We start from the raw sequence: 21,346 nt of genomic DNA on the forward strand, positions 1-21,346 counted from the left end.
GCGTCGTGAGGGACGTAACGCCGGGAGCGGCGATCGACGTGGCGCTGTTCAGGCTGCGCAGGATCTGGGCGCGGCCGCTGCGTCCGCGCCGGGCCGCCGATCAGCACCGGGCGGTGCAGATGTCGAACGTGATGGTCGTGCACGCCGTGCACAAACTGAACCTGAGCGTTCCCGAGGTGACGGTAGGGGCCGTCGCCGAACAGCTCGACGTCGACCCCTCCACCGCGAGCAGGCTGGTCAACGACGCGGTCGGTGCCGGGTTCGTCGAGCGTGAGGAGTCCGAGGTGGACGCCAGACGGGCCAGGCTGCGGCTGAGCCCGCGAGGCCGACGGGTGCTTGAGGTGGTCGTCGCCTCCAGGCGAGCCTATGTGGACAGCCTGATCGCCGACTGGGACGAGGGAGACCGGGAGGTCTTCGCCAGGCTGCTCACCCGTTTCGCGGAGGAGAGCGTGGCCCACCCGCCGGACCTGACACATCTCGACCGGCTCATCGCGGAGGCCATCGCGGAGACGGCCGTGGGCTGACCTCGGGCAGGCCGTCACGGCCGTCGGCGGGCCGGTTTCCGCTCCGGCGTCTCCGGACGTTCGACACGGACGGGGTCGCCGCGTACGAGCTCGTCGTGGACGTGCCAGCGGGCGGTGGTGACGGCACGCTCCGCCGTCTCGTCTCCGTCCTCGATGCGCTGCCGCAACAGCCGCATGGCGATGCGGCGGTTGAGGCTGAACTGCCGTTCGGTGTCGACCACGACGACGATCCCCGAGGGCCGGTGGGTCGCCCGTACCGCCGTGCTTGCCTTGTTCCGATGCTGACCGCCGGGGCCGCCGGTACGGCAGGCGACGACGTCGACGTCCGCCTCGGTGAACGTCGTGCGCGGGGCGTCGACCTGGCACGGCTGGGCGATGACGTACCAGTTCTTCCGGCCCGTGCCGGTGCGGTACGGGCTGGCGGCCTGCCAGCACAGGGTTCCGGTCCATGAGGCGGCGAACGCCTCGGCACCGGCTCCCGACATCTGGATCAGGACCGATCGGTAGGTGCCGGGCCGGTCGCCGGGAACGACCTGGACCCGGCGGATCTCCAGGTTCTGCTGGGCGGCGTCGACTTCCAGGCGGCGCAGCAGCCGGGCTAGGGCCCAGGCGCATTCCTGCGGGCCACGTCCGGCCGACAGGAGCAGGTGGACGCTCACCCCGGCCTCACCGCCGGCCTCGCCTGCGGCGCTGGTCCCGCTGGGGCGCGGACCCGAGGTCGGGTGTCTTGTAGGTGACCAGGGGGACCGTGGTGGCCACGGGCGTGGCCAGGCCGTGGCCGACGAGGTCGGCGATCACCTGCTCGATGCGCTTGTAAGCCGTCGGCGCCTCCTCGAAGAGGAGCTGACGGTCTCCGCACACCACCAGCGAGCCCACCGGCGTGCGGCGCAGCTCCTCGACCGTGTGCTTGGCCCGGCCCCGGCGCAGGGCGTCCGCACGCGACATCTTGCGGCCCGCGCCGTGCGCGACGGAATGGTTGGCGTCCGGCCCGGCGTGGGCGGCCACGAGATAGGAGGGGGTGCCTCGCGTCCCGGCGATGAGCACGTCACGGCCGTCACCCGGTGCCGCCCCCTTGCGGTGCAGGTAGACCCCGTCGCGGACCTCGACCAGGTTGTGGCACTGGTCGAGGAACGGCTCGGCGGGCTCGGCCCCCAGAGCGTGGGCGACCCGGGCCGCCAGCAACCGCCGGTTGAGCGATCCCCAGCGTACGGCGTCGTCGTGCATCGCCAGGTAGGCGCCGGGATCAGGGGCGGGGCCCGCGCCGTGGACCGCGGTGTGCTCCCGCAGGATCCGTTCGCCCAGCCCCCGGGAACCGCTGTGGACGACGAGGACGAGGTCGCCCGCGGCGAGCCCGAGACGGCTCGCGTGGCCCGGGTCGAAGACGGTCCCGATCCGGGCCAGCTCGACGAAATGGTTGCCCCGGCCGACCGTCCCGAGGCCCTCGACGTGACCGGCGGGGATGTCGCCCTCCACGACGGCCCAGGCCGGATCGTCGGCGTCGTGCTCGGGGTCCAGTGCGCGATCGAGGTCGGGGAAGCGGGCGGCGAGCTTCTCGGGCACGGCGCGCTTGAGCTTCATGGGGAACACGGCGATGCCGCAGCCGATGTCGGAGCCCACCAGGAACGGGTACAGCACGGTCGACGCCATGGCGGCGCCGATGGGGGCGCCCTTGCCGGGGTGCAGGTCCGGCATGGCGGCGACGTGCGTCATGCCGTCGAGGACGGCCACCTGGTGGCACTGCGTGAGGGCGTCGGACTCGATCCAGCTCTCAGGGGAGGCGAACACGGCGACGGTGGCCGGGCCTGCGGCCGTGGACGGCAGAGGGGGGCGTTGTTGCGACAAAAGGTTCTCTTCCCTTAAAGGGGCAGGCTGACAGCGCCGCGGGGCGCGTTGACGCCGTGGCGTCTCGGAGTGGCGGGGCGCTGTCCGTCAGAGCGTCATGGACACGGCGCCATGAACACCACGTTCCCTGAGCCCGCCACGCGAGGGCAAACGGTTTTGCGCCCACCGCCGTCTCGCGACCCGGCCGGCGTACGGGAAGCACGAGGCCGGCGCCTTCATCGAAGCCCGGATGAGCAGGGCGATCGGTAGTGGCGGAAAGTCTTTTTCTGACTGTGTGAATGCTGGTCGGTGAATCACACCTGGCAGGGAGGTGGCATGGAGGCGTTGGCCTCCAAGGGGCCGGGCGGGGAGAGGTGCCGGCTGGACGAGCGGCGCCTGCAGCGGCTGCGGGCCGGGTTGGAGCGTGGTCCGGCCGCGCACGGATATGTGGAGGACCAGCGCTGGACGCCGGCCCGATCGCGGTGTTGTTTCACGTCCGCCACACCTTGCGTGGGGTGTCGTGTCTGCTGCACCGCCTGGGCTGGAGTCCGCAGATCCCTGCGCAGCGGGCTGTTGAGCGCGGCGAGGGGGGGATCACCTCGTGGGTCGTCGAGGAGTGGCCGGCGATAAAGGGCGGCGCTCGACCTGGGCGCCCGGCTGTGCTGGGAAGACGAGTGCGGGCAGAACCTGAGGCCGCCCCGGGGCCTCCTGGACGTGGATCTTTACCTCGCCGTCGACCGGCGGCCTCTCGACGACCAGTGTGCCGGTGTCGGCCTCGGGCACGCCCCGGGAGCTTCGTGACCACTTCAACCGTTGGCGGATGCGTTGCCGCGCCCAGAGAGCCGAGACCGTGGGCACGATGGCGGCCGGAGGCTCAGGAACCAGCCACGTTTGTGAGCGCGGTCCAGCCGGTGGCTCGGATCCACTCGACCAGGTCCAGGGTGGCCGGCTCGATCGAGCGCACCGCCGCGGGGTCCGACCTTCTCTAGTACATCGAGATGTGCACGTGGTCGTAGTGGTTGGCGGTCACACCGCCCCGGTTGGACATGGCACGCCAGCCGGAACCGGTGTTGATGCGCTGACGCCAGATGACGTACTTGACGCCGAGCCTGTCCCTGTTCTTCAGGGCCCAGGCGGCGAGCTCGTCGCCGAGCTTGACGTTGGCCGCGGTGGGCATGGACCCGCCGGTGCTCATCATGAAGTCGCAGGCACGGCCGAGGGGGTGCTCGCCCCCGTCGTTCGCCGATCGGTAGCAGCCCACCTCGTGGGGCAGCTGGAAGGCCTGTCCGACGGCCTCGCGCATGATCCGCGTGCGGTCGGTGATGTTGTCGGACCCGGTGGGCAGCTGGGGCGCCCAGCTGCCGTCGGAGCGGCGCCCCGAGCCTGTGGGAACGAGCTGTTCGAGCTTGTCCTCGATCACGCGGATGACCTTCTCCGCGTCCTCACGCTGAACCTGCACCGCCTTGGCCTCCTGCTCGATCTGCCTGGAGAGCTGGGCCGTCCTGTCCGCGGCCTGTTTCATGAGATCCCGGCTCCGGGCGAAGCCCTGCAGCTGGGCGATCTGCTGGGCGGTCAGCTGTTCCATGACGGCCGCGCCGCCCACCTCGGGGGCCGACAGGATCGAGGGAAGGTCGAGGGGGCCGTTCTGGTAACGGATCTGGACGATGGAGGCGACCTCCCTGCCCGCCTCGGCGTAGGCCGCTTCCGCCTGGCGCAGGTCGGCCTGCGCGACCTTCTCCGCCTCCTGCGCCTTCTTCAGCGACTCCCGTTTGGCGGCGTACGCCTCGATGAGCCGGTCGACTTTCTTGTTGAGCTGGGTCAGTTCGGCGCGGAGCCGGGACTCGTCGGGCTTCGGCGCGGCGCCCGCCGTTTCCGTGCCGCCGAGGACGAAGGCGAAGGTGAGGGCCGAGGCCAGGCAGGCGGCGGCCGTACGTCGATGGAAAGCGGGGGACAGAGCCGTCACAGCTCTCCTCTCCTCACGCCGACCGGGTTAGCTGACGGGTTCGGGCTGGAGGAAGCCCTTCCACCGAAGTGGTTCACCCCAGATGCATGGGTCCCCGGCTCTCAGGTGAGGCACCTGAGATTAGGCATATCGTGCTGTTTGTCCGATGCGTGAGGATAGTAATGGTAAAAAGGTGACCGCGCGACCCCGAGTCGAGACCGATCGGTGATCATTCCGTGACAACGGCGCGCAGGCGCCGAGCTGTCTCCTCAGGCGGAACGTCGTTCACGAAGGCCCCCATGGCCGACTCGGACCCGGCGAGATACTTGAGCTTGTCCGGCGCCCGGCGGATGCTGAACAGCTCAAGATGCGTGTACGCCAGGTCCCTGTCCACCCGCACCGGTGCCTGGTGCCAGGCCGAGACGTACGGCATGGGCACCCCGAACAGCCCGTCCAGGCGGTGCAGCACCTCGGTGTAGAGCGGTCCGAACGCCGCGCGCTCGGCGGGGTCGAGTCCGTCGAGGCCGGGAACCCCGCGGTGCGGGTAGAGATGGACCTCGACCGGCCAGCGGGCCGCGGCGGGCACGAACGCCGTCCAGTGCTCGTTGGCCGCGACCACACGCTCGGCGGCCTCCCGTTCGGCCGCGAGCACGTCGGCGAAGAGGTCGCCACCGGTGCGCTCCCTGTGCCGCCGCGCCGCGCCGAGCAGGGTCCGGGTACGCGGGGTCACGTAGGGATAGGCGTAGATCTGGCCGTGCGGATGGGGCAGGGTGATGCCGATCTCCGGGCCGCGGTTCTCGAAGCAGAACACCTGCTCGACCCCGGGCATCGCGGAGAGCGCGACGGTGCGGTCGATCCACGCCTCCATCACCAGCTCGACCCGCTCGGGAGAAAGCATGGAGAAGGAGGAGTCGTGCTCGGAGGTGAAGCAGACGACCTCGCACCTGCCGACGCCGGGCCGTACCTCACTCAGGCCGCCGACCTGCGGGTAGGCGCCCAGGTTGGTGGAGAAGGACGGGAAGCGGTTCTCGAAGACGGCCACGTCGTAGGTGGGGGAGGGGATCTCGGTCGGACGGCCGGGCGCCGACGGGCACAGCGGGCACTCGTCGGCGGGCGGCAGGAACGTACGGCCCTGCCGGTGCCCGGCGACCGCGACCCACTCCTCGGTGAGCGGGTCGTAGCGCAGCTCGGAGGCGGCGGGCCTGGGCGGCAGGTCGCGCGTGTCGACCGCGCCGCGCTCCGCGTCGTCCCGCAGGTCGAAGTAGAACAGCTCGCGGCCGTCGGCCAGGTGGGTCGCGGTGCGCCTCATCGGTCGCGGATCCCGTCCCCGGCGACGACCAGCTCACCGACCCTGGCGGCGAGTTCCTCGCGAGCCTCCCGCCCGAGCCCGGAGTCCGTGATCAGGACGTGGGCCTCGGACAGCTCGGCGATCGTGCTGATCCCGACCGTCCCCCACTTGGTGTGGTCGGCGGGCACGACCAGGCGGTGCGCCGAGGCCACGAGCGCCCGGTCCGTCTCCGCTTCGAGCAGGTTGGGGGTGGTGAACCCGGCGCGGGCGCTCATCCCGTGCACGCCGAGGAACAGGGTGTCCACGTGCAGCCCTCTGATGGCCGCGACGGCCACCGGGCCGACCAGCGCGTCCGAGGGGGTGCGCACCCCGCCGGTCAGCACCACGGTGCGGTCGGCGCGCGGTGCGCGGTGGAAGACCTCGGCGATCCGGATCGAGTTGGTGATCACCGTCAGCTCTGGCACGTCGGTCACGAAGTGGGCGAGCGTCCAGGTGGTGGTACCCGCGGAGAGCGCTATCGCCGTGCCCGGCCTGACGAGCCCGGCGGCGTGCCTGGCGATCGCCTCCTTCTCCGACTGCTGACGCGCGGACTTGGCGGTGAACCCGGGCTCCTCGGTCGAGCCGGGTCCCGTGGCCGTCGCCCCACCGTGGACCTTCTCCACGAGACCGCGCTCCGCCAGCGCCTCAAGGTCCCTGCGGATCGTCATGTCGGAGACACCGAACTCGCGGACCAGGTCGGCGACCCTGACCCCGCCACTGCCGCGCACCCGTTCGAGAATCACCTGCTGCCGCTGCTGGGCGAGCATCGATCCCTCCTTAATCCACCAGACTCCAGCAAATTACCACAGACTCACAGGGGTGAATGTTGGATTATGGGGGTTAAGTGCTCACAGTCGCTCAAGCTCGGCATGGATGTTGGCCCGCGCCCGCGTCTCAAGGTCCGCGACGTGGAAGATCACGGGAAGGTCGAGCAGCGAGCGCAGCACCGCGGCCCTGCCCTGCCTGAAGAGCTCGTCGGGGACGAAGAAGTACTCCTCCCGCACCGCCGCCGCGTAGACGGCGTACTCCTGAGGAGAGGAGGCGAGGATCGCCAGGTCGGCGTCGCACAGCACGGCCCCGTCGGCGTCCCCTGGCTCGGGGGCGTGTGTGATCGTGAGCCTGACCAGCCGCGCGACCGTCCCGACAGCCTCCGGTGACATCCCGAGCTCGGGCAGCGCCCGCTCGGCGAGCCTGGCGCTGCGCTCCTCGTTGTCGCTGCGCCGGGGGTCGTAGACGGCGTCGTGGAACCAGGCCGCGAGCCGTACCAGGTCCGGGTCGGCGGCACTGCCGGCGAGCGCGTCGACGTGGTCGAGTACGGCCGTCAGATGTGCGGTTGTGTGGTATTTGCGGTGTGGCTCGCCGTACCGGGACAGCAGGTCCGCGCCGAGCCGGTCGGCCTCGGTTCCGGCCAGGAGGCGCCAGCGCTCCATCAGCTTCTCGCTCATGCGAGGCAGCCTAGATCCGCCCTCTTGTACGGCGGGTGCCCCGGGAGGAACGTAAGAGGCGGATCCCGCACCCGGCGGGGTTCACGGAAGGAGGCCGCGTGGGCAAACGAGCGCGTAAGAACCGGGCCCGTAAACGGAACAAGGCCAACCACGGAAGACGCCCGACGTCGCGTTAGCCGCGTCGTCCCCAGGAGGCGAGCAGCCGGGTCTGGGCGTCGGTGCCGGAGGCGATCGGCTGCTGTGCCCCGATGACCCCCGCCTGCCGGTAACCGGCCTCGGCGCCCGCGACCCACGCCGCGCAGGCCTCGACCAACTCGGGATCGAGCTGTTCGTCGGCGCCGATCGCCCTGGCCAGGTCCCAGGTGTGGATCAGGACGTCGGCGAACAACTCGGTGACGTACTCCCCGCCGGGCACGTCCCCGAAGGAGAGTCTGGCCAGGCGGGTCAGCGCCCCCTCCCCGTAGGCGGCCTGCACGGCGGCGGTGGCGGAGGTGTCGAACGCCTTCAACGGGTCGTCGCCGAGCAGGTCGCCGTCGAAGTCGTCCCCGACCTCGGCGGCGGTCCGCCCGCCGAGCAGTTCCGGAGCCCACAGGTTCTCGCCCACCACATGCTCGACCAGATCCCGCACGTCCCAGTCGACACAGGGAGTCCGGTTGTGCCACTGCTCCGGGGTGATCCTGTGAACGAGAGCGCCGAAGTCGTCCAGCGCGCGGCGGTAGGCCTCGCGTACGTCGGTGATCATCATGCCCTCCCAGCTCCTCATTTCGACCGTAACTCCTGGGAGGCCAGTAGTCATCGCGCTTGTCGGGCATGACACCGGGGTGTGACGGACTCGCTCGACGAGCCTCACGATGGCCGATAGTGAGGTATGACGAACTCGCGAGTGGCGATCATCGGTGGCGGCCTCGGGGGGCTGTGCCTGGCGCAGGGGCTGCGCCGGGCGGGCGTGGAGGTGACGGTCTACGAGCGTGACCGTACTCCCGGCGACCGGCTCCAGGGCTACCGCATCCACATCGACCCGACGGGGGCCCGCGCGCTCAACGAGTGTCTGCCTCCGGAGTTATGGGAGACGTTCCTGGCGTCGGCCTCAGGGAGCGGGCGGGACTTCGGCTTCCTCACCGAGAGGATGAACCCCCTGATGGTGATGGAGACCCCGCGCGGGCCGGACCCGCTGGACAACCACCACTCCATCAGCCGGGCCACGCTCAGGGAACTGCTGCTGACCGGCCTGTCCGACGTCGTACGGTTCGACAGGACCTACGAGCGCTACACCCGTGAACCGGACGGGACCGTGACCCTGCACTTCGCCGACGGGACCACCGAGAACGCGGACGTCGTGGTCGCCGCGGACGGGGGCAACTCCCGGGTCAGAAAGCAGTACCTCCCGCACGCCCGGCGGATCGACACCGGCATCCTCACGGTCGCGGGCAGGTTCCCGCTCACCGGCGAGACACGCGCCCAGGTCGCCCCCCGGTTGTGGCGGGGCCCCAACATGATCATCCCGCCGAGGGGGTGCGGCATGTTCACCGCGCCGCAGGAGTTCGGACAGCGGGACGCCGGAGGCGACGGAGCGGGCGACTACGTCATGTGGGTCTTCGGCGCCTCGGCGGGACGCCTCCCCACCGGACTGTCCGGCATGAACGGTCAGGAACTCAGGGACACCGTCGCCGGGCTGGTCGCCACCTGGCACCCCGACCTGCGAAGGCTGGTCACCGCCTCGGCCCCCGAGAGCGTCTCCCTGCTGCCGATCCGCACCGCGGTCCCCGTCGATCCCTGGCCCGCGACGAACATCACCCTGCTCGGCGACGCGGTGCACAGCATGACCCCGATGCGGGGGATCGGGGCGAACGCCGCCCTGCGTGACGCCTGCCTGCTCACCCGCGCCCTGCGCGACGGAACGGACTCCGTCACGGCCATCGCCGGCTACGAGACCGAGATGCGCGAGTACGGCTTCGCCGCCGTGCGCAGGTCGCTCAGGGCCGCCAGGCAGTTCGTCGACGACAGCCGCCTGGCCAGGGTGGCCTTCAGGGGCGCGCTCAGGCTGGCCGGGCGCATGCCCTCCCTCAGGAGAAAAGCCCTGTCCTAACCTACGGCAGGCGCTGCTCGACCCAGACAACCTTCCCCTTGGCGGTCGTCCGGGAGCCCCAGCGGTGGGCGAGCCAGTTGACGAGGTGGAGGCCGCGGCCGGTGTCGTCGTCACTGCCCGCGTCCCGCATCGACGGCAGCACGGTGGAGCGGTCGCTCACCTCGCACACCAGCGTCGGGCCGCGCAGCATGCGCAGCCCGACGCTTCCCGAACCGTGCTCGACGGCGTTGGCGACCAGCTCGCTGACCATGAGCTCGACGTTGTCGACGATCGCCTCAAGCCGCCACTCGGCGAGGGTGGCGCGCACGAAGGCACGGGCCTGCCCCGCGGAGCGGGGGTCGGGGGGCAACAGGAGGTCGACGACGTCGTCCTCGTCCAGCTCGCGCACCCTGGCGAGCAGGAGCGCGATGTCGTCGCGCTCGTGCCCGGGACGCTGCGCGCCGATCGTGAGGTCGCAGAGCTCCTCAAGATCGTGACGCCCGCCGGTGAGCAGGTCGCGCAGCATGCCGATGCCCTCGTCGATGTCCCGGTCACGGCTCTCGACCAGGCCGTCGGTGTAGAAGGCGAGGATCGAGTCGTGCGGCAGCACCAGCTCACGCCGTTCGAAGGGCTCGTTGCCGATGCCCAGGGGCAGACCGGCGGGCAGTTCGAGCAGCTCGGTCTCGCCGCCCGGCCGTACGAGGACGGGTGGGACGTGGCCGGCGCAGGAGATCGCGCAGGCCCGGGTGACCGGGTCGTAGGTGGCGTAGAGGCAGGTCGCGATCTGGGTGGTGTCCAGGTCCTGGCTCATCCGGTTGAGCCGGAAGAGCACTTCGGAGGGGCACAGGTCGAGACTGGCCAGCGTACGGGCGGCGGTGCGCAGCTGGCCCATCGTCGCGGCGGCCCTGATGCCGTGTCCCATCACGTCGCCGACGACGAGGGCGACCCGGCAGCCGGGCAGCGGGATCACGTCGTACCAGTCGCCGCCGACCCCGACCAGGTCGCTGGCGGGCAGGTAGCGGGAGGCGATCGTCAGACCGAGCGGCTGGTAGAGGTCGGCGGGCAGCAGACTGCTCTGCAGGGTCAGCGCGGTACGGCGTTCGCGGTTGTAGAGCCGGGCGTTGTCGAGGCAGACCGCGGTCCTGGCGGCCAGTTCCTCGGCCAGGTTGACGTCCTGCTCGTCGAAGGGCTCGCTGTCCGGCCTGCGGGTGAAGATGACGAAGCCGAGCACCCGGCCCCGCGCCTTCAGCGGCACGGCCAGGAAGGAGCTCTCCTCCAGGACCCGGGCGACCGAGTCACGCTTGGAGGAGCGCCCGATCTCCTCCGAGGTCCTGCGTCCGAGGCGGGGGTAGAGGATCGGGTTTCCGGTGGCCATGCACCTGGCGTACGGCGTCCACGCCGCGTAGCTGGTGACCTCGTCCACCGGGAAGGCCTCGGCGTACTCGTCCGGGGTCGTGCTGGAGACCCCGACGGCGATCCGCCGTACGAGCGCCGAGCCGTCGATGCTGCGCTGGGCGAACTCTCCCTCGGTCAGCAGTCTGTCCTGGACCAGGATGCCCGCCGCGTCCGCGAAGCGCGGCACAGCGACGTTCATCAGCTCCCTGCCGGTCTCGAACATGTCCAGCGTGCTGCCGATCCGCTTGCTGGCCGCGTTGAGCAGGGAGAGCTGCTCGTGCATGGTCGCCGGGCTGCTCATCCTGGGGGTCGACGACGCCGGATCCTTGGCGACGAAACGGCGGTTCACCCGTTCCACCGCAGCTCCGTGCCCAGCCTCCCGCTGTGCGCCGGGACTCCGGCGGCCCCGCGGGCGCCGCAGCGAGGGGTCACCGGACCCGGTCCGCCGGGGTGACCGCCCGCGCGGCCGATCATGACGCCCTCGAACCCCGCCACGTTCCCTCCGGTGACTTGACTGCCGCTCATGGAGAATCGTAAAGAACGATCTATATCCCGTATCCGCATTTGGCGCAGATTTCCCGATATTTCTCCGCAGCGTAAACCCGATGGCCGTCGAGTCCCCAATCCGGTGCGGCCGGTCCCGGGCCTCGCGCGACGTCCGTGCCGTACGAGGCCGTCCTCCGTAGTGCGGACCGTTCCCCGCCGGACGGATGGTCATCCTTCGCGACACGGCCGGACGAAAGATCGGGAGCGTGAGAACGGCCACAGAGGATCGGACGGTTCCCGATAGCGGAAGGGCCAGGACACCATGGAGGTGACCTGGCCCTTCGCCATCTGAGCGGACGACGGGAATCGAACCCGCGTAGCCAGTTTGGAAGACTGGGGCTCTACCATTGAGCTACGTCCGCGCGAGCCGGTGTCAGTCTGGTCTAGACTTCATCCGGTCGTCAGGGCGTAATCGTACCGGAGATCCGGAGCGAGCGCGCACCGACGTACGGGGTGTGGCGCAGTTTGGTAGCGCACCTGCTTTGGGAGCAGGGGGCCGCAGGTTCAAATCCTGTCACCCCGACGCTGGTGGGGGCCGATCCGATCGGATTCGATCTGGGTCGGCCTTTTCATCTGGTTCGCCTGGCTCATCCGACTCTGTCGGGTGGGTCAGTGCGTCCCGCTGAAGAGCGCCCAGACGGCCTTGCCGCCGCGGTTGAGGTGGTCCCAGCCCCAGCACTTGCTGTAGGTCTCCACGATGTAGAGGCCGCGGCCGTTCTCCGAGATGAAGTCCGGCTCCTTGGGGGTGGGGACCTCGTCACTGGGATCGGCGACGGCCAGCAGCACGTGGGGAGACAGGTGCAGCAGCACGAGGGTGATCGGGTTGGCCTCCATCGTGCTCGGTGGACGCAGCGCGTAGCGCACCGCGTTCGTCACGAGCTCGGAGACCACCAGGGCCGCGTCGTCGCTCAGCTCCGACAGGCCCCACTCCCGCAGCTTCGACCTCGTCACCTCGCGGGCGGTCTTCACCGAGTCCGCCTGGTGGGGAAGCGGGCACGCCGTGGCGTCGGAGTGCCCGGCCGCGAGCAGGTCGTCGAAGCTCACCTCGCGAGTCGCCTGCAGGTAGCCGGCAGCCGATTTCGGCTCCTCCACCATCCTGCCGGTATCTCCCGCTCTCATCGTGAGTCTCCGCGCTGGTTGTGAGTTTTCAGAGCTTGTGCACCATAAGCCCAATATGCACTAGGCCATCATGGGTCACCGGAACGCCCGCTGCAAGACCCAAATGCACGTGCAGTTGCATCGTGCAGGCGCATGGGCGAACAGTAGAAGAGGTTGTCGGACCGGACACGGAGTTGGGACCTTGTCATTGCGCCTGGAAGTGGTGACACTGTGTGCGCTGGCCCAACTGAATAGGGAGGCGAAGTGACGCAGGTTCAACCGGGCTCGGGTCCCACGGCTCTGCGGATTCTCCTGGGCTCCCAGTTGCGCCGGCTGCGCGAGGCCAAGGGCCTGTCGCGTGAGGAGGCCGGGCACCTCATCAGGGGGTCGGAGTCCAAGATCAGCAGAATGGAGCTCGGCAGGGTCGGCCTGCGGGAACGCGACGTCGCCGACCTGCTCACCTTCTACGGTGTCGAGGAGGAGGAAGCCAGGGCGGCCGTCATGGAGCTGCTGCTCAAGGCCAACGAGCCCGGCTGGTGGCACCGCTTCAACGACCTGCTCCCTTCGTGGTTCCAGACCTACGTCGGCCTTGAGGAGGCGGCCTCCCGCATCCGCACCTACGAGGTGCAGTTCGTGCCGGGCCTGCTCCAGACCAAGGAGTACGCCCGGGCGGTCATCACCGCGGGCAGCGCGGGCATCTCCCCCGAGGAGATCGCGCGCCGCGTCGACCTGCGGATGCAGCGCCAGCGGGTGCTCGAACGCCCGGACGGCCCGTTCTTCTGGGCCGTCATCGACGAGGCCGCGCTGCGTCGCCCCATCGGTGGCGCCGAGGTGTCCCGCGCACAGCTGGAGCACCTGCTCGACCTCATGCGCCAGCCCAATATCACGATTCAGGTCATGCCGTTCAGCTTCGGCGGTCACAGCGCCGAGGGCGGCGCCTTCAGCGTGCTGCGTTTCCAGGACAGCGAGCTTCCCGACGTGGTCTACGTCGAACAGCTCGCCAGCGCCCTCTACCTGGACAAGCGTGAGGAGGTCGACCGCTACAGCGAGGTCATGGAACGGCTGTGCGCGGTCAGCACCACTCCGGGGGAGACGACCGACATCCTGCGGAGAATCATCAAGGAGAACTGAACGAGCGCCGGTCGCTCCCAGGCGCGGCTCTGCCCTAGACTGGCCAGCGGCGTTGGACACCCGCCACAGTTGATCATGCCCTAATATCGCATGTCTGAACGGCTGTGTCCGGTGCCGCTCATGTGGGCGCGGCGCGCGAGCTTGCCGCGGTAGCCGTACGACTTGACGCGCCCGCGATCACTCGAAGCTTGATCAAGGAGACCACCCCGTGAAGACCGCTGTCGAGGAGCTCAGCCCGACCCGGGTCAAGCTCACTGTCGAGGTGCCGTTCGAGGAGCTCGGCGAGAGCATGCAGGCGGCGTACAAGAAGGTCGCGCAGCAGGTGCGCGTCCCGGGCTTCCGCCCCGGCAAGGTCCCGGCCCGGATCATCGAGCAGCGCTTCGGCCGCGCGGTGGTTCTGGAGGAGACCCTCAACGACGCGGTGCCGAAGCTGTACGGCCAGGCCGTCGACGAGAGCGACATCTTCCCGGTCAGTCAGCCGAGCATCGAGGTCACCAAGATCGATGACGGCGAGCAGGTCGAGTTCACCGCCGAGGTGGACGTCCGCCCGAACTTCGACGTTCCCGACTACGAGGGCATCGAGGTCACCGTCCCGGTCGCCCAGGTGACGGACGAGGACGTCGAGGCCCAGCTGGACGGCCTGCGCCAGCGCTTCGCCACGCTGACCGGCGTCGAGCGCGCCGCGGCCAACGGCGACTACGTCGTGATGGACCTGGCCGCCGCGATCGACGGTGTGAACATCGAGGAGCAGCAGGCGGGCGACGTCTCCTACGAGGTCGGCGCGGGCTCTGTGCTGCAGGGCCTCGACGACGCGCTGGTCGGCATGTCCGCCGGTGACGTCAAGGAGTTCACCACCAACCTGGTCGGCGGGCAGAACGCCGGCGAGGAGGCCGTGGTGACCATCACCATCAAGAGCGTCAAGGAGAAGGTCCTCCCCGAGCTCGACGACGAGTTCGCCCAGCTGGCCAGCGAGTTCGACACCCTCGACGAGCTCAAGGAGAGCGTCCGCGAGCAGGTGCGCCGCACCAAGCTGATCGAGCAGGTCGTCCAGGCGCGCGAGAACGCCCTCGACGCGCTCCTCGACAAGCTCGACATTCCGATCCCGGAGAGCGCGCTCAAGGCCGAGGTCGACAGCCGCAAGCACAACCTTGAGCACCAGATCGCCGAGAGTGGCCTGAGCAAGGAGGCTTACTTCCGCCTCTACCAGACCACCGAGGAAGAGCGTTTCGCCGAGTTCGACACGAGCTCCGCCAAGGCGATCAAGACCGGCTTCGTGCTCGACAAGATCGTCAAGAACGAGGAGCTCGGCGTCAGCGAGCAGGAGCTGACCGACTTCGTGGTGCGCCGCGCCATGCAGATGAACGTCGCCCCCAACGCCCTCGCCAAGCACCTGGCCGACAACGACCAGCTCACGCTGGCCATGGTCGAGATCGTCCGCGACAAGGCCAAGAGCGTCGTCGGTGACGCGGCCAAGGTGGTCGACGAGGCCGGCGAGACGGTCGACCTCAAGGCCATCTACAGCGAGATCAACGGCCAGGAAGTGGTCGAGGAGCCCGCTGAGGGCGACGCCGACAAGGCCGCCGAGTAGGCCACAAGGCCGTTCCACGACCTACGTGACGCCTCCCCGGTGCCGGGCACCGGGGAGGCGTCACGCTTTCCCACACGCGGTAAAGCCCCCATTCGGGCAGTCAGGTACGGCTGAGCGCCCGCACAGGTGTCCCGGCGTGTCGCGCGCCGTCCCTGTCCGGGGGACCGCCTCGAATGTCCTCCAGGGGCCTTCCTGCGCCTTGGACGCCGTCCTACACGGCGGATTCAGCGGCGGGGCCGTAGGGGCTCGGACCAGGCGAAGAGGTGTGGGACGGTGCGGGGAGCATGCGCCGTCAGCGAACAGCACGTGGAGGGGGCATGTCCGGTAGGCGCCGCGCGTTAAGGTCACAAGCAAAGCCAATCGATTACGACGCATCGGAAGGTGACGCTGTGACCAGCCCGCCGACCTTCTACCAGCCGACCGGCTCCGGGCCCGAGTCGATGAGCCAGCAGAACGGCTCGTTCAGGCTCGAAGACCAGCTCTATCAGCGGCTGCTGCGTGAGCGCATCATCGTGCTGGGCACCCAGGTCAACGACGAGATCGCCAACCGAATCTGTGCCGAGCTGCTGCTGCTCGCCGCGGACGATCCCGACAGGGACATCTGGCTCTACATCAACTCGCCGGGCGGATCGGTGACCGCCGGTATGGCGATTTACGACATGATGGAATACGTGCCCAATGATGTGTGCACGGTCGCGATGGGACTGGCCGCCTCCATGGGGCAGTTCCTGCTCTGCGCCGGTGAGAAGGGCAAGCGTTACGCACTCCCGCACGCACGCATCATGATGCACCAGCCGTCCGGGGGCATCGGTGGCACCGCCGCCGACATCGCCATCCAGGCGGAGCAGATGCTCTACGTCAAGAAGACCCTTGCCGAGCGCATCGCCTTCCACACCGGTCAGCCGCTCGACCAGATCGAGGCCGACTCCGACCGTGACCGCTGGTTCACGGCCGAGGAGGCCAAGGACTACGGCTTCATCGACAATGTCGTGCGCAGCGCCCGGCAGGTGCCCTCAACGGGCGCCGTCTCCTGAAGGGGCAAAAGGTGAGTGAGTTGATCCGGCCGGGAGACATCAACGGCCGTTACGTTATCCCTACCTTCGTCGAGCGCACGTCGTACGGCGTCAAGGAGATGAGCCCGTACAACAAGCTCTTCGAGGACCGCATCATCTTCCTCGGCGTGCAGGTTGACGACACCTCGGCCAACGACGTCATGGCGCAGTTGCTGACGCTGGAGTCGATCGACCCCGACCGCGACATCAGCATCTACATCAACTCGCCGGGCGGCTCGTTCACCGCCATGATGGCGATCTACGACACGATGCAGTTCGTCCGGCCGGAGATCCAGACGGTCTGTCTCGGTCAGGCCGCCTCGGCGGCGGCGATTCTGCTGGCCGGCGGCACGCCCGGCAAGCGGTTCGCCCTGCCCAACGCCCGCATGCTGATCCACCAGCCCTCAACCGAGGGTGGCGGCCAGGGAAGCGACATCGAGATCCAGGCGCGTGAGATCCTGCGGATGCGCACGCAGATGGAGTCGATCCTGTCCAGGCACTCGGGCAGGAGCGCCGAAGAGGTCCGCAAGGACATCGAGCGGGACAAGATCCTCGATGCCGAGGAAGCCAAGGCGTACGGGCTGATCGACGACATCATCCCGTCGCGCAAGAAGCTCGCCAAGGCCATAGCCTCCTAATGAGGTCTATCGCACCGGAACGGTGCCCAATTGGGCACCTTCCGGTGCGACTCGCCGCTAGGGGGCTCACTGAGGGCTCAGAAGACGGTAACGTCGAAACCTGAGCGGGATGACTTTTCGCACCGGGTATCGGTCCGGTCGGAAGAAACGGACCGCGAAGCCAGGGCGGTCCCACGCAAAGGAGTATCTGGGGTGGCACGCATCGGCGACGGGGGAGACCTGCTGAAGTGCTCTTTCTGCGGGAAGAGCCAGAAGCAAGTCAAGAAGCTCATCGCCGGACCCGGCGTATACATCTGCGATGAGTGCATCGATCTCTGCAACGAGATCATCGAAGAGGAGCTCAGCGAGTCCTCCGAGCTCAAGTGGGACAGTCTGCCCAAGCCGAGGGAGATCTACGAGTTCCTCGACGCCTACGTCATCGGTCAGGACCAGGCGAAGAAGGCGCTCTCGGTGGCGGTCTACAACCACTACAAGCGGGTGCAGTCCGGCGAGCGCGGGCGTGACGACGGCATCGAGCTGTCCAAGTCCAACATTCTGCTGTTGGGCCCGACCGGTTCCGGCAAGACACTGCTCGCCCAGACGTTGGCGAAGATGCTGAACGTGCCGTTCGCCATCGCCGACGCCACCGCCCTGACAGAGGCGGGCTATGTGGGCGAGGACGTCGAGAACATATTGCTCAAGCTGATCCAGGCCGCTGACTACGACGTCAAGAAGGCCGAGACCGGCATCATCTACATCGACGAGGTGGACAAGATCGCTCGCAAGAGCGAGAACCCCTCGATCACCAGGGACGTCTCCGGCGAGGGCGTGCAGCAGGCCCTGCTGAAGATCCTGGAGGGCACCACCGCGAGCGTGCCGCCCCAGGGCGGGCGCAAGCACCCCCACCAGGAGTTCATCCAGATCGACACCACCAACGTGCTGTTCATCTGCGGTGGCGCCTTCGCGGGTCTTGAGAAGATCATCGAGTCCCGGGTCGGCAGGAAGGGCATCGGCTTCAACGCCATCATCCGTTCCAAGGACGACATCGACACCTCCGACATCTTCGGAGACGTCATGCCCGAGGACCTGCTGAAGTTCGGCATGATCCCCGAGTTCGTCGGCCGCCTCCCGGTCATCACCAGCGTGCACAACCTTGACCGCGACGCGCTCATCCAGATCCTCACCGAGCCGCGCAACGCCCTGGTCAAGCAGTACCGCCGCCTGTTCGAGCTGGACAACGTCGAGCTGGAGTTCAGCGACGACGCCCTGGAGGCCATCGCCGACCAGGCGATCCTGCGGGGCACCGGTGCCAGAGGCCTGCGCGCCATCCTGGAGGAGGTCCTGCTTTCGGTGATGTACGAGGTGCCCTCCCGACAGGATGTGGCCCGCGTCGTCATCACCCGAGAGTCGGTGCTTGAGCACGTCAACCCGACCCTCGTGCCTCGTGACCAGCTGAACAAGCAGCAGCGCACGCCGCGCGAGAAGTCCGCCTGACCTCAGCGCCGGACGATCCGAAGCGGCGACGCCCCCGCGTTCCTCTACGCGGGGGCGTCGCCGTGTCCACGGTCTTTCCGGGTCTTTCCGGTGGCTGGAGTCCGGCCGCCATCCGAAGAGAGACATGTCTGGACAGGGCGGAAGGTGTGCGGACACCTGACGACGGCCGCGAGTCGGGGACATCGACCGTCCGGACGTCTCTAGAATTGGACACCGTGACGACGCCAGAGCTGCCTACCCAGTACACCCCCGCCGACGTGGAGACCCGGAGCTACGAGCGCTGGGTGTCCGAGGGGTACTTCACCGCCGACCCCAGCAGCGAGCGCGAGCCGTACAGCATCGTCCTGCCCCCGCCGAACGTAACCGGTGTCCTGCACATCGGCCACGCCCTCGACCACTCGATCCAGGACGCGCTGACCCGCCGCGCCCGCATGCGCGGGCAGGAGACGCTCTGGCTGCCGGGTATGGACCACGCGGGCATCGCCACCCAGAACGTCGTCGAGCGTGAGATCGCCAAGGAGGGCCTCTCTCGCCACGACCTTGGCCGGGAGGCCTTCGTCGAGCGCGTCTGGCAGTGGAAGGAAGAGTCCGGTGGCCGGATTCTCGGGCAGATGCGGAAGCTCGGCGACGGCGTCGACTGGTCCCGCGAGCGCTTCACCATGGACCCCGGTCTCTCCCGCGCGGTCCAGACCATCTTCAAGAAGCTCTTCGACGACGGGCTCATCTACCGCGCCGAGCGCATCATCAACTGGTGCCCGCGCTGCCTGACGGCGTTGTCCGACATCGAAGTCGAGCACAGCGAGGACGAGGGCGAACTCGTCTCGATCCGGTACGGCTCCGGCGAGGACGAGATCATCGTCGCCACGACCCGCGCCGAGACCATGCTGGGTGACACCGCGGTCGCCGTGCACCCCGAGGACGAGCGCTACGCGCACCTGGTCGGCAGGCAGGTCGAGCTCCCGCTGACCGGCCGCAGCATTCCGGTCGTGGCCGACGAGCACGTCGACCCCGCCTTCGGCACCGGAGCGGTCAAGGTCACTCCGGCGCACGACCCCAACGACTTCGAGATCGGCCGCCGTCACTCGCTGCCCTCTCTCATCGTCATGGACGAACGCGGAGTGATCACCGCACACGGTCCGTTCGAGGGGCTCGACCGCTTCGAGGCCAGGCCCGCGGTCGTGGCCGCCCTGCGTGAGCAGGGCCGGATCGTCGCGGAGAAGCGGCCCTACCTCCACTCGGTCGGTCACTGCTCACGCTGCAAGACAGTGGTCGAGCCGAGACTGTCGCTGCAGTGGTTCGTCAACGTCTCGCCCCTGGCGAAGGCCGCCGGCGACGCGGTCCGTGAGGGACGCACCCGGATTCACCCGCCGGAGCTGGCCAAGCGCTACTTCGACTGGGTCGACGACATGCACGACTGGTGTATCTCACGGCAGCTGTGGTGGGGACATCGGATTCCGGTCTGGTACGGCCCCGAGGGTGAGGTCGTCTGCGTCGGCCCCGATGAGGAGCCGCCCGCCGGCTACGTCCAGGACTCCGACGTCCTCGACACCTGGTTCTCCTCGGGACTGTGGCCGTTCTCCACCCTGGGCTGGCCGGAGAAGACCCCCGAACTGGCCAAGTTCTACCCGACCTCCGTCCTGGTCACCGGTTACGACATCCTGTTCTTCTGGGTGGCCAGGATGATGATGTTCGGCATCTACGCGATGGAGGGTCGTCCTCCGTTCCACACCGTCGCGTTGCACGGGATGGTCCGAGACCAGTACGGCAAGAAGATGTCCAAGTCGTTCGGCAACGTGGTGGACCCGCTCGACTGGGTCGAGCGCTTCGGCGCGGACGCCACCCGTTTCACGCTTCTGCGCGGTGCCAACCCCGGATCCGACGTGGCGATCAGCGAGGAATGGGCAGGCGGCTCCCGCAACTTCTGCAACAAGATCTGGAACGCCACCCGCTTCGCGCTCATGAACGGCGCGACGGTCGGTGAGCTTCCTGTCGAGGAGCTGACCGCGGCCGACCGCTGGATCCTCTCTCGGCTGCAGGAGGTCATCGGTACGGTCGACGCGGCCTTCGAGGAGTTCGAGTTCGCCAGGGTCTCCGATGTGCTGTACCACTTCGCCTGGGACGAGGTCTGCGACTGGTACCTGGAGCTGGCGAAGATCCAGCTGGCCGCGGGACAGGAACACACCCGGCTGGTGCTCGGGCACGTCTTCGACGCGCTGCTCCGTCTGCTCCATCCGCTGGTGCCGTTCGTCACCGAGGAACTGTGGCGAGCGGTGACCGCGGCCCCCTCCATCGTGGTCGCCCCGTGGCCCGTGGTTCAGGAGTCGCTGCGCGACGGTGACGCGGAGAAGGAGATCGTCGCCCTCCAGGGGCTGGTCACCGAGATCCGCAGGTTCCGTTCCGACCAGGGGCTCAAGCCAGGCCAGCGAGTCGCGGCACGCCTTTCCCTCACCGGTACGGCCCTGGCCCCGCACGAGGGGGCGATCAGGTCGCTGCTCCGCCTCGACCAGCCGTCCGACTCCTTCGCCGCGACCGCGCGCCTCGACGTCGGTGGAATCCAGGTGGAGATCGACACCGCGGGGACGATTGATGTGGCGGCTGAGCGCAAGCGTCTGGAGAAGGATCTCGCGGTGGCACGCAAGGAAGCCGCCCAGGTGGCCGCCAAGCTTGGCAACGAGCAGTTCATGTCGAAGGCGCCTGATGACGTGGTGGCCAAGGTGCGTGCCCGTGCCGCCCAGGCGGATCAGGACATCGCGAGACTGACGGCCCAGCTCGACGCGCTGCCTGTCGGCTGAACACTCGATCGCATTACAGAGCCCGGGATCGGTTGGTGGTCCCGGGCTCTCGCGTGTCGGCTTCGGACACACGTTTGAGACATGGTGACCCAGGGAAGACTTAGTTGTTACCGGCAAGTTGGTCCTGAGAGCCCGAATGGACTGCTAGAGTTCTTCAAGTGGGACGAGATCCCACACACCCCTCCAAAAGATCACTGAAGATCTAGCCTGTCCGAGGGATTGGACAGAAGCCGGATGTCAGAGTAAGTTGGAAGGGTTGCTCCGGAGACGGGGTGAGCGAGATCCTAGCGGGTCTGGCGGGTTGGTGTCGAGTGGCTGCGAAGGCAGCGGGTTGACACGGACCGGCCGGAAATGATAGAATGGGAACACGGAAGTTTGTGCCCCTGAAGTGGTCGCACCGGGTGGTGTGGCGGCGGACGGTGAACGCGTCCGTTTCTTGAGAACTCAACAGTGTGCTAAAAGCCAGTGCATGAAGCACAAACCCGTCCTAACGCACGACATGGCGACAT

At 68.4% G+C, this 21,346-nt stretch carries 20 protein-coding genes, 2 tRNA genes and 1 riboswitch; of the genes, 11 read left to right on the plus strand and 11 right to left on the minus strand.

Going from position 1 to position 21,346, the window contains the following annotated elements:
• Nucleotides 1-5: 5 nt before the first annotated feature.
• A complete protein-coding gene (locus ACIBVQ_RS17925) occupies nt 6-524 on the plus strand; it encodes a MarR family winged helix-turn-helix transcriptional regulator (protein WP_352010708.1) in 519 nt (172 codons plus the stop codon).
• Between the two features lie 14 nt (nt 525-538).
• On the opposite strand, the gene prfH is transcribed toward ACIBVQ_RS17925, so the two are convergent.
• The gene (prfH, locus tag ACIBVQ_RS17930) at nt 539-1,183 is read right to left on the minus strand and encodes a peptide chain release factor H (protein ID WP_399178573.1); all 645 of its coding nucleotides are present in this window, start codon (nt 1,181-1,183) and stop codon (nt 539-541) included.
• Nucleotides 1,184-1,190: 7 nt separating this feature from the next.
• Nucleotides 1,191-2,366 (minus strand): RNA ligase RtcB family protein, encoded by a 1,176-nt coding sequence (locus ACIBVQ_RS17935; protein WP_399178575.1) that lies wholly within the window; start codon nt 2,364-2,366, stop codon nt 1,191-1,193.
• A 278-nt stretch (nt 2,367-2,644) separates the two neighbouring features.
• Between ACIBVQ_RS17935 and ACIBVQ_RS17940 the strand changes: the two genes are divergently transcribed.
• Nucleotides 2,645-3,334, plus strand: a complete 690-nt coding sequence (locus tag ACIBVQ_RS17940) for a winged helix-turn-helix domain-containing protein (RefSeq protein ID WP_399178577.1) — start codon at nt 2,645-2,647, stop codon at nt 3,332-3,334.
• Here ACIBVQ_RS17940 and ACIBVQ_RS17945 read toward each other — a convergent pair.
• The 4 genes from ACIBVQ_RS17945 to ACIBVQ_RS17960 form a co-directional block, all read right to left on the minus strand.
• Entirely contained in the window at nt 3,331-4,308 is a 978-nt protein-coding gene (locus ACIBVQ_RS17945) for a coiled-coil domain-containing protein (RefSeq protein ID WP_399178578.1), read from the minus strand. The genes ACIBVQ_RS17940 and ACIBVQ_RS17945 overlap by 4 nt on opposite strands.
• A gap of 2 nt (nt 4,309-4,310) precedes the next feature.
• Nucleotides 4,311-4,445, minus strand: a riboswitch (cyclic di-AMP (ydaO/yuaA leader).
• A 71-nt stretch (nt 4,446-4,516) separates the two neighbouring features.
• Entirely contained in the window at nt 4,517-5,596 is a 1,080-nt protein-coding gene (gene galT / locus ACIBVQ_RS17950; RefSeq protein WP_399178580.1) for a galactose-1-phosphate uridylyltransferase, read from the minus strand.
• Nucleotides 5,593-6,381 (minus strand): DeoR/GlpR family DNA-binding transcription regulator, encoded by a 789-nt coding sequence (locus ACIBVQ_RS17955; protein ID WP_399178582.1) that lies wholly within the window; start codon nt 6,379-6,381, stop codon nt 5,593-5,595. The genes galT and ACIBVQ_RS17955 overlap by 4 nt, the downstream gene beginning before the upstream one ends.
• 81 nt (nt 6,382-6,462) lie before the next feature.
• Nucleotides 6,463-7,059 (minus strand): metal-dependent phosphohydrolase, encoded by a 597-nt coding sequence (locus tag ACIBVQ_RS17960; protein ID WP_352010715.1) that lies wholly within the window; start codon nt 7,057-7,059, stop codon nt 6,463-6,465.
• 98 nt (nt 7,060-7,157) lie between these two features.
• Here ACIBVQ_RS17960 and ACIBVQ_RS17965 point away from each other — a divergent pair, with 98 nt between their 5' ends.
• Nucleotides 7,158-7,235, plus strand: coding sequence for a 50S ribosomal protein bL37 (locus ACIBVQ_RS17965; RefSeq protein WP_386187638.1), 78 nt, complete (start codon nt 7,158-7,160; stop codon nt 7,233-7,235).
• Here the strand turns inward: ACIBVQ_RS17965 and ACIBVQ_RS17970 are convergent.
• Complete coding sequence (locus ACIBVQ_RS17970) at nt 7,232-7,804, minus strand: TIGR03086 family metal-binding protein (RefSeq protein WP_399178584.1); 573 nt, start codon at nt 7,802-7,804, stop codon at nt 7,232-7,234. The two genes, ACIBVQ_RS17965 and ACIBVQ_RS17970, sit on opposite strands and share 4 nt — an antisense overlap.
• Before the next feature lie 123 nt (nt 7,805-7,927).
• Between ACIBVQ_RS17970 and ACIBVQ_RS17975 the strand changes: the two genes are divergently transcribed.
• Entirely contained in the window at nt 7,928-9,145 is a 1,218-nt protein-coding gene (locus ACIBVQ_RS17975; RefSeq protein ID WP_399178586.1) for an FAD-dependent oxidoreductase, read from the plus strand.
• A gap of 1 nt (nt 9,146) precedes the next feature.
• Here ACIBVQ_RS17975 and ACIBVQ_RS17980 read toward each other — a convergent pair whose 3' ends face one another.
• The 3 genes from ACIBVQ_RS17980 to ACIBVQ_RS17990 all read right to left on the minus strand — a co-directional run bounded on the left by ACIBVQ_RS17980 (nt 9,147) and on the right by ACIBVQ_RS17990 (nt 11,427).
• Nucleotides 9,147-10,877, minus strand: a complete 1,731-nt coding sequence (locus ACIBVQ_RS17980) for a SpoIIE family protein phosphatase (RefSeq protein ID WP_352010718.1) — start codon at nt 10,875-10,877, stop codon at nt 9,147-9,149.
• Nucleotides 10,865-11,044: a hypothetical protein gene (locus ACIBVQ_RS17985; protein WP_386186654.1), complete on the minus strand. Its 180-nt coding sequence runs from the start codon at nt 11,042-11,044 to the stop codon at nt 10,865-10,867. Before ACIBVQ_RS17985 ends, ACIBVQ_RS17980 begins: the two co-directional genes overlap by 13 nt.
• 312 nt (nt 11,045-11,356) lie before the next feature.
• Nucleotides 11,357-11,427: transfer RNA gene (locus ACIBVQ_RS17990), tRNA-Gly, on the minus strand.
• A gap of 87 nt (nt 11,428-11,514) precedes the next feature.
• On the opposite strand from ACIBVQ_RS17990, the gene ACIBVQ_RS17995 reads away from it, so the two are divergent.
• Nucleotides 11,515-11,588, plus strand: a tRNA-Pro gene (locus ACIBVQ_RS17995).
• 86 nt (nt 11,589-11,674) lie between these two features.
• On the opposite strand, the gene ACIBVQ_RS18000 is transcribed toward ACIBVQ_RS17995, so the two are convergent.
• On the minus strand, nt 11,675-12,184 hold the full coding sequence (locus ACIBVQ_RS18000) for an ATP-binding protein (RefSeq protein WP_399178588.1): 510 nt from the start codon (nt 12,182-12,184) through the stop codon (nt 11,675-11,677).
• A 243-nt stretch (nt 12,185-12,427) separates the two neighbouring features.
• Here ACIBVQ_RS18000 and ACIBVQ_RS18005 point away from each other — a divergent pair, with 243 nt between their 5' ends.
• The 6 genes from ACIBVQ_RS18005 to ACIBVQ_RS18030 all read left to right on the plus strand — a co-directional run bounded on the left by ACIBVQ_RS18005 (nt 12,428) and on the right by ACIBVQ_RS18030 (nt 20,837).
• Nucleotides 12,428-13,294 (plus strand): helix-turn-helix transcriptional regulator, encoded by an 867-nt coding sequence (locus tag ACIBVQ_RS18005; protein ID WP_352010721.1) that lies wholly within the window; start codon nt 12,428-12,430, stop codon nt 13,292-13,294.
• A gap of 208 nt (nt 13,295-13,502) precedes the next feature.
• Complete coding sequence (gene tig, locus ACIBVQ_RS18010; RefSeq protein WP_399178590.1) at nt 13,503-14,882, plus strand: trigger factor; 1,380 nt, start codon at nt 13,503-13,505, stop codon at nt 14,880-14,882.
• Between the two features lie 389 nt (nt 14,883-15,271).
• Nucleotides 15,272-15,916, plus strand: coding sequence for a ClpP family protease (locus ACIBVQ_RS18015; RefSeq protein WP_386186651.1), 645 nt, complete (start codon nt 15,272-15,274; stop codon nt 15,914-15,916).
• Nucleotides 15,917-15,927: 11 nt separating this feature from the next.
• Nucleotides 15,928-16,572 (plus strand): ATP-dependent Clp protease proteolytic subunit, encoded by a 645-nt coding sequence (locus ACIBVQ_RS18020; RefSeq protein WP_352010723.1) that lies wholly within the window; start codon nt 15,928-15,930, stop codon nt 16,570-16,572.
• 192 nt (nt 16,573-16,764) lie between these two features.
• Nucleotides 16,765-18,045 carry an ATP-dependent Clp protease ATP-binding subunit ClpX gene (gene clpX / locus ACIBVQ_RS18025; RefSeq protein ID WP_184724068.1) on the plus strand — a complete coding sequence of 427 codons (1,281 nt, stop codon included), beginning with the start codon at nt 16,765-16,767 and terminating at the stop codon, nt 18,043-18,045.
• 206 nt (nt 18,046-18,251) lie between these two features.
• A complete protein-coding gene (locus ACIBVQ_RS18030) occupies nt 18,252-20,837 on the plus strand; it encodes a valine--tRNA ligase (RefSeq protein ID WP_399178593.1) in 2,586 nt (861 codons plus the stop codon).
• The last annotated feature ends 509 nt before the right edge of the window (nt 20,838-21,346 follow it).

The organism is Streptosporangium sp. NPDC049376, from assembly GCF_044466505.1.
Classification (GTDB): domain Bacteria; phylum Actinomycetota; class Actinomycetes; order Streptosporangiales; family Streptosporangiaceae; genus Streptosporangium.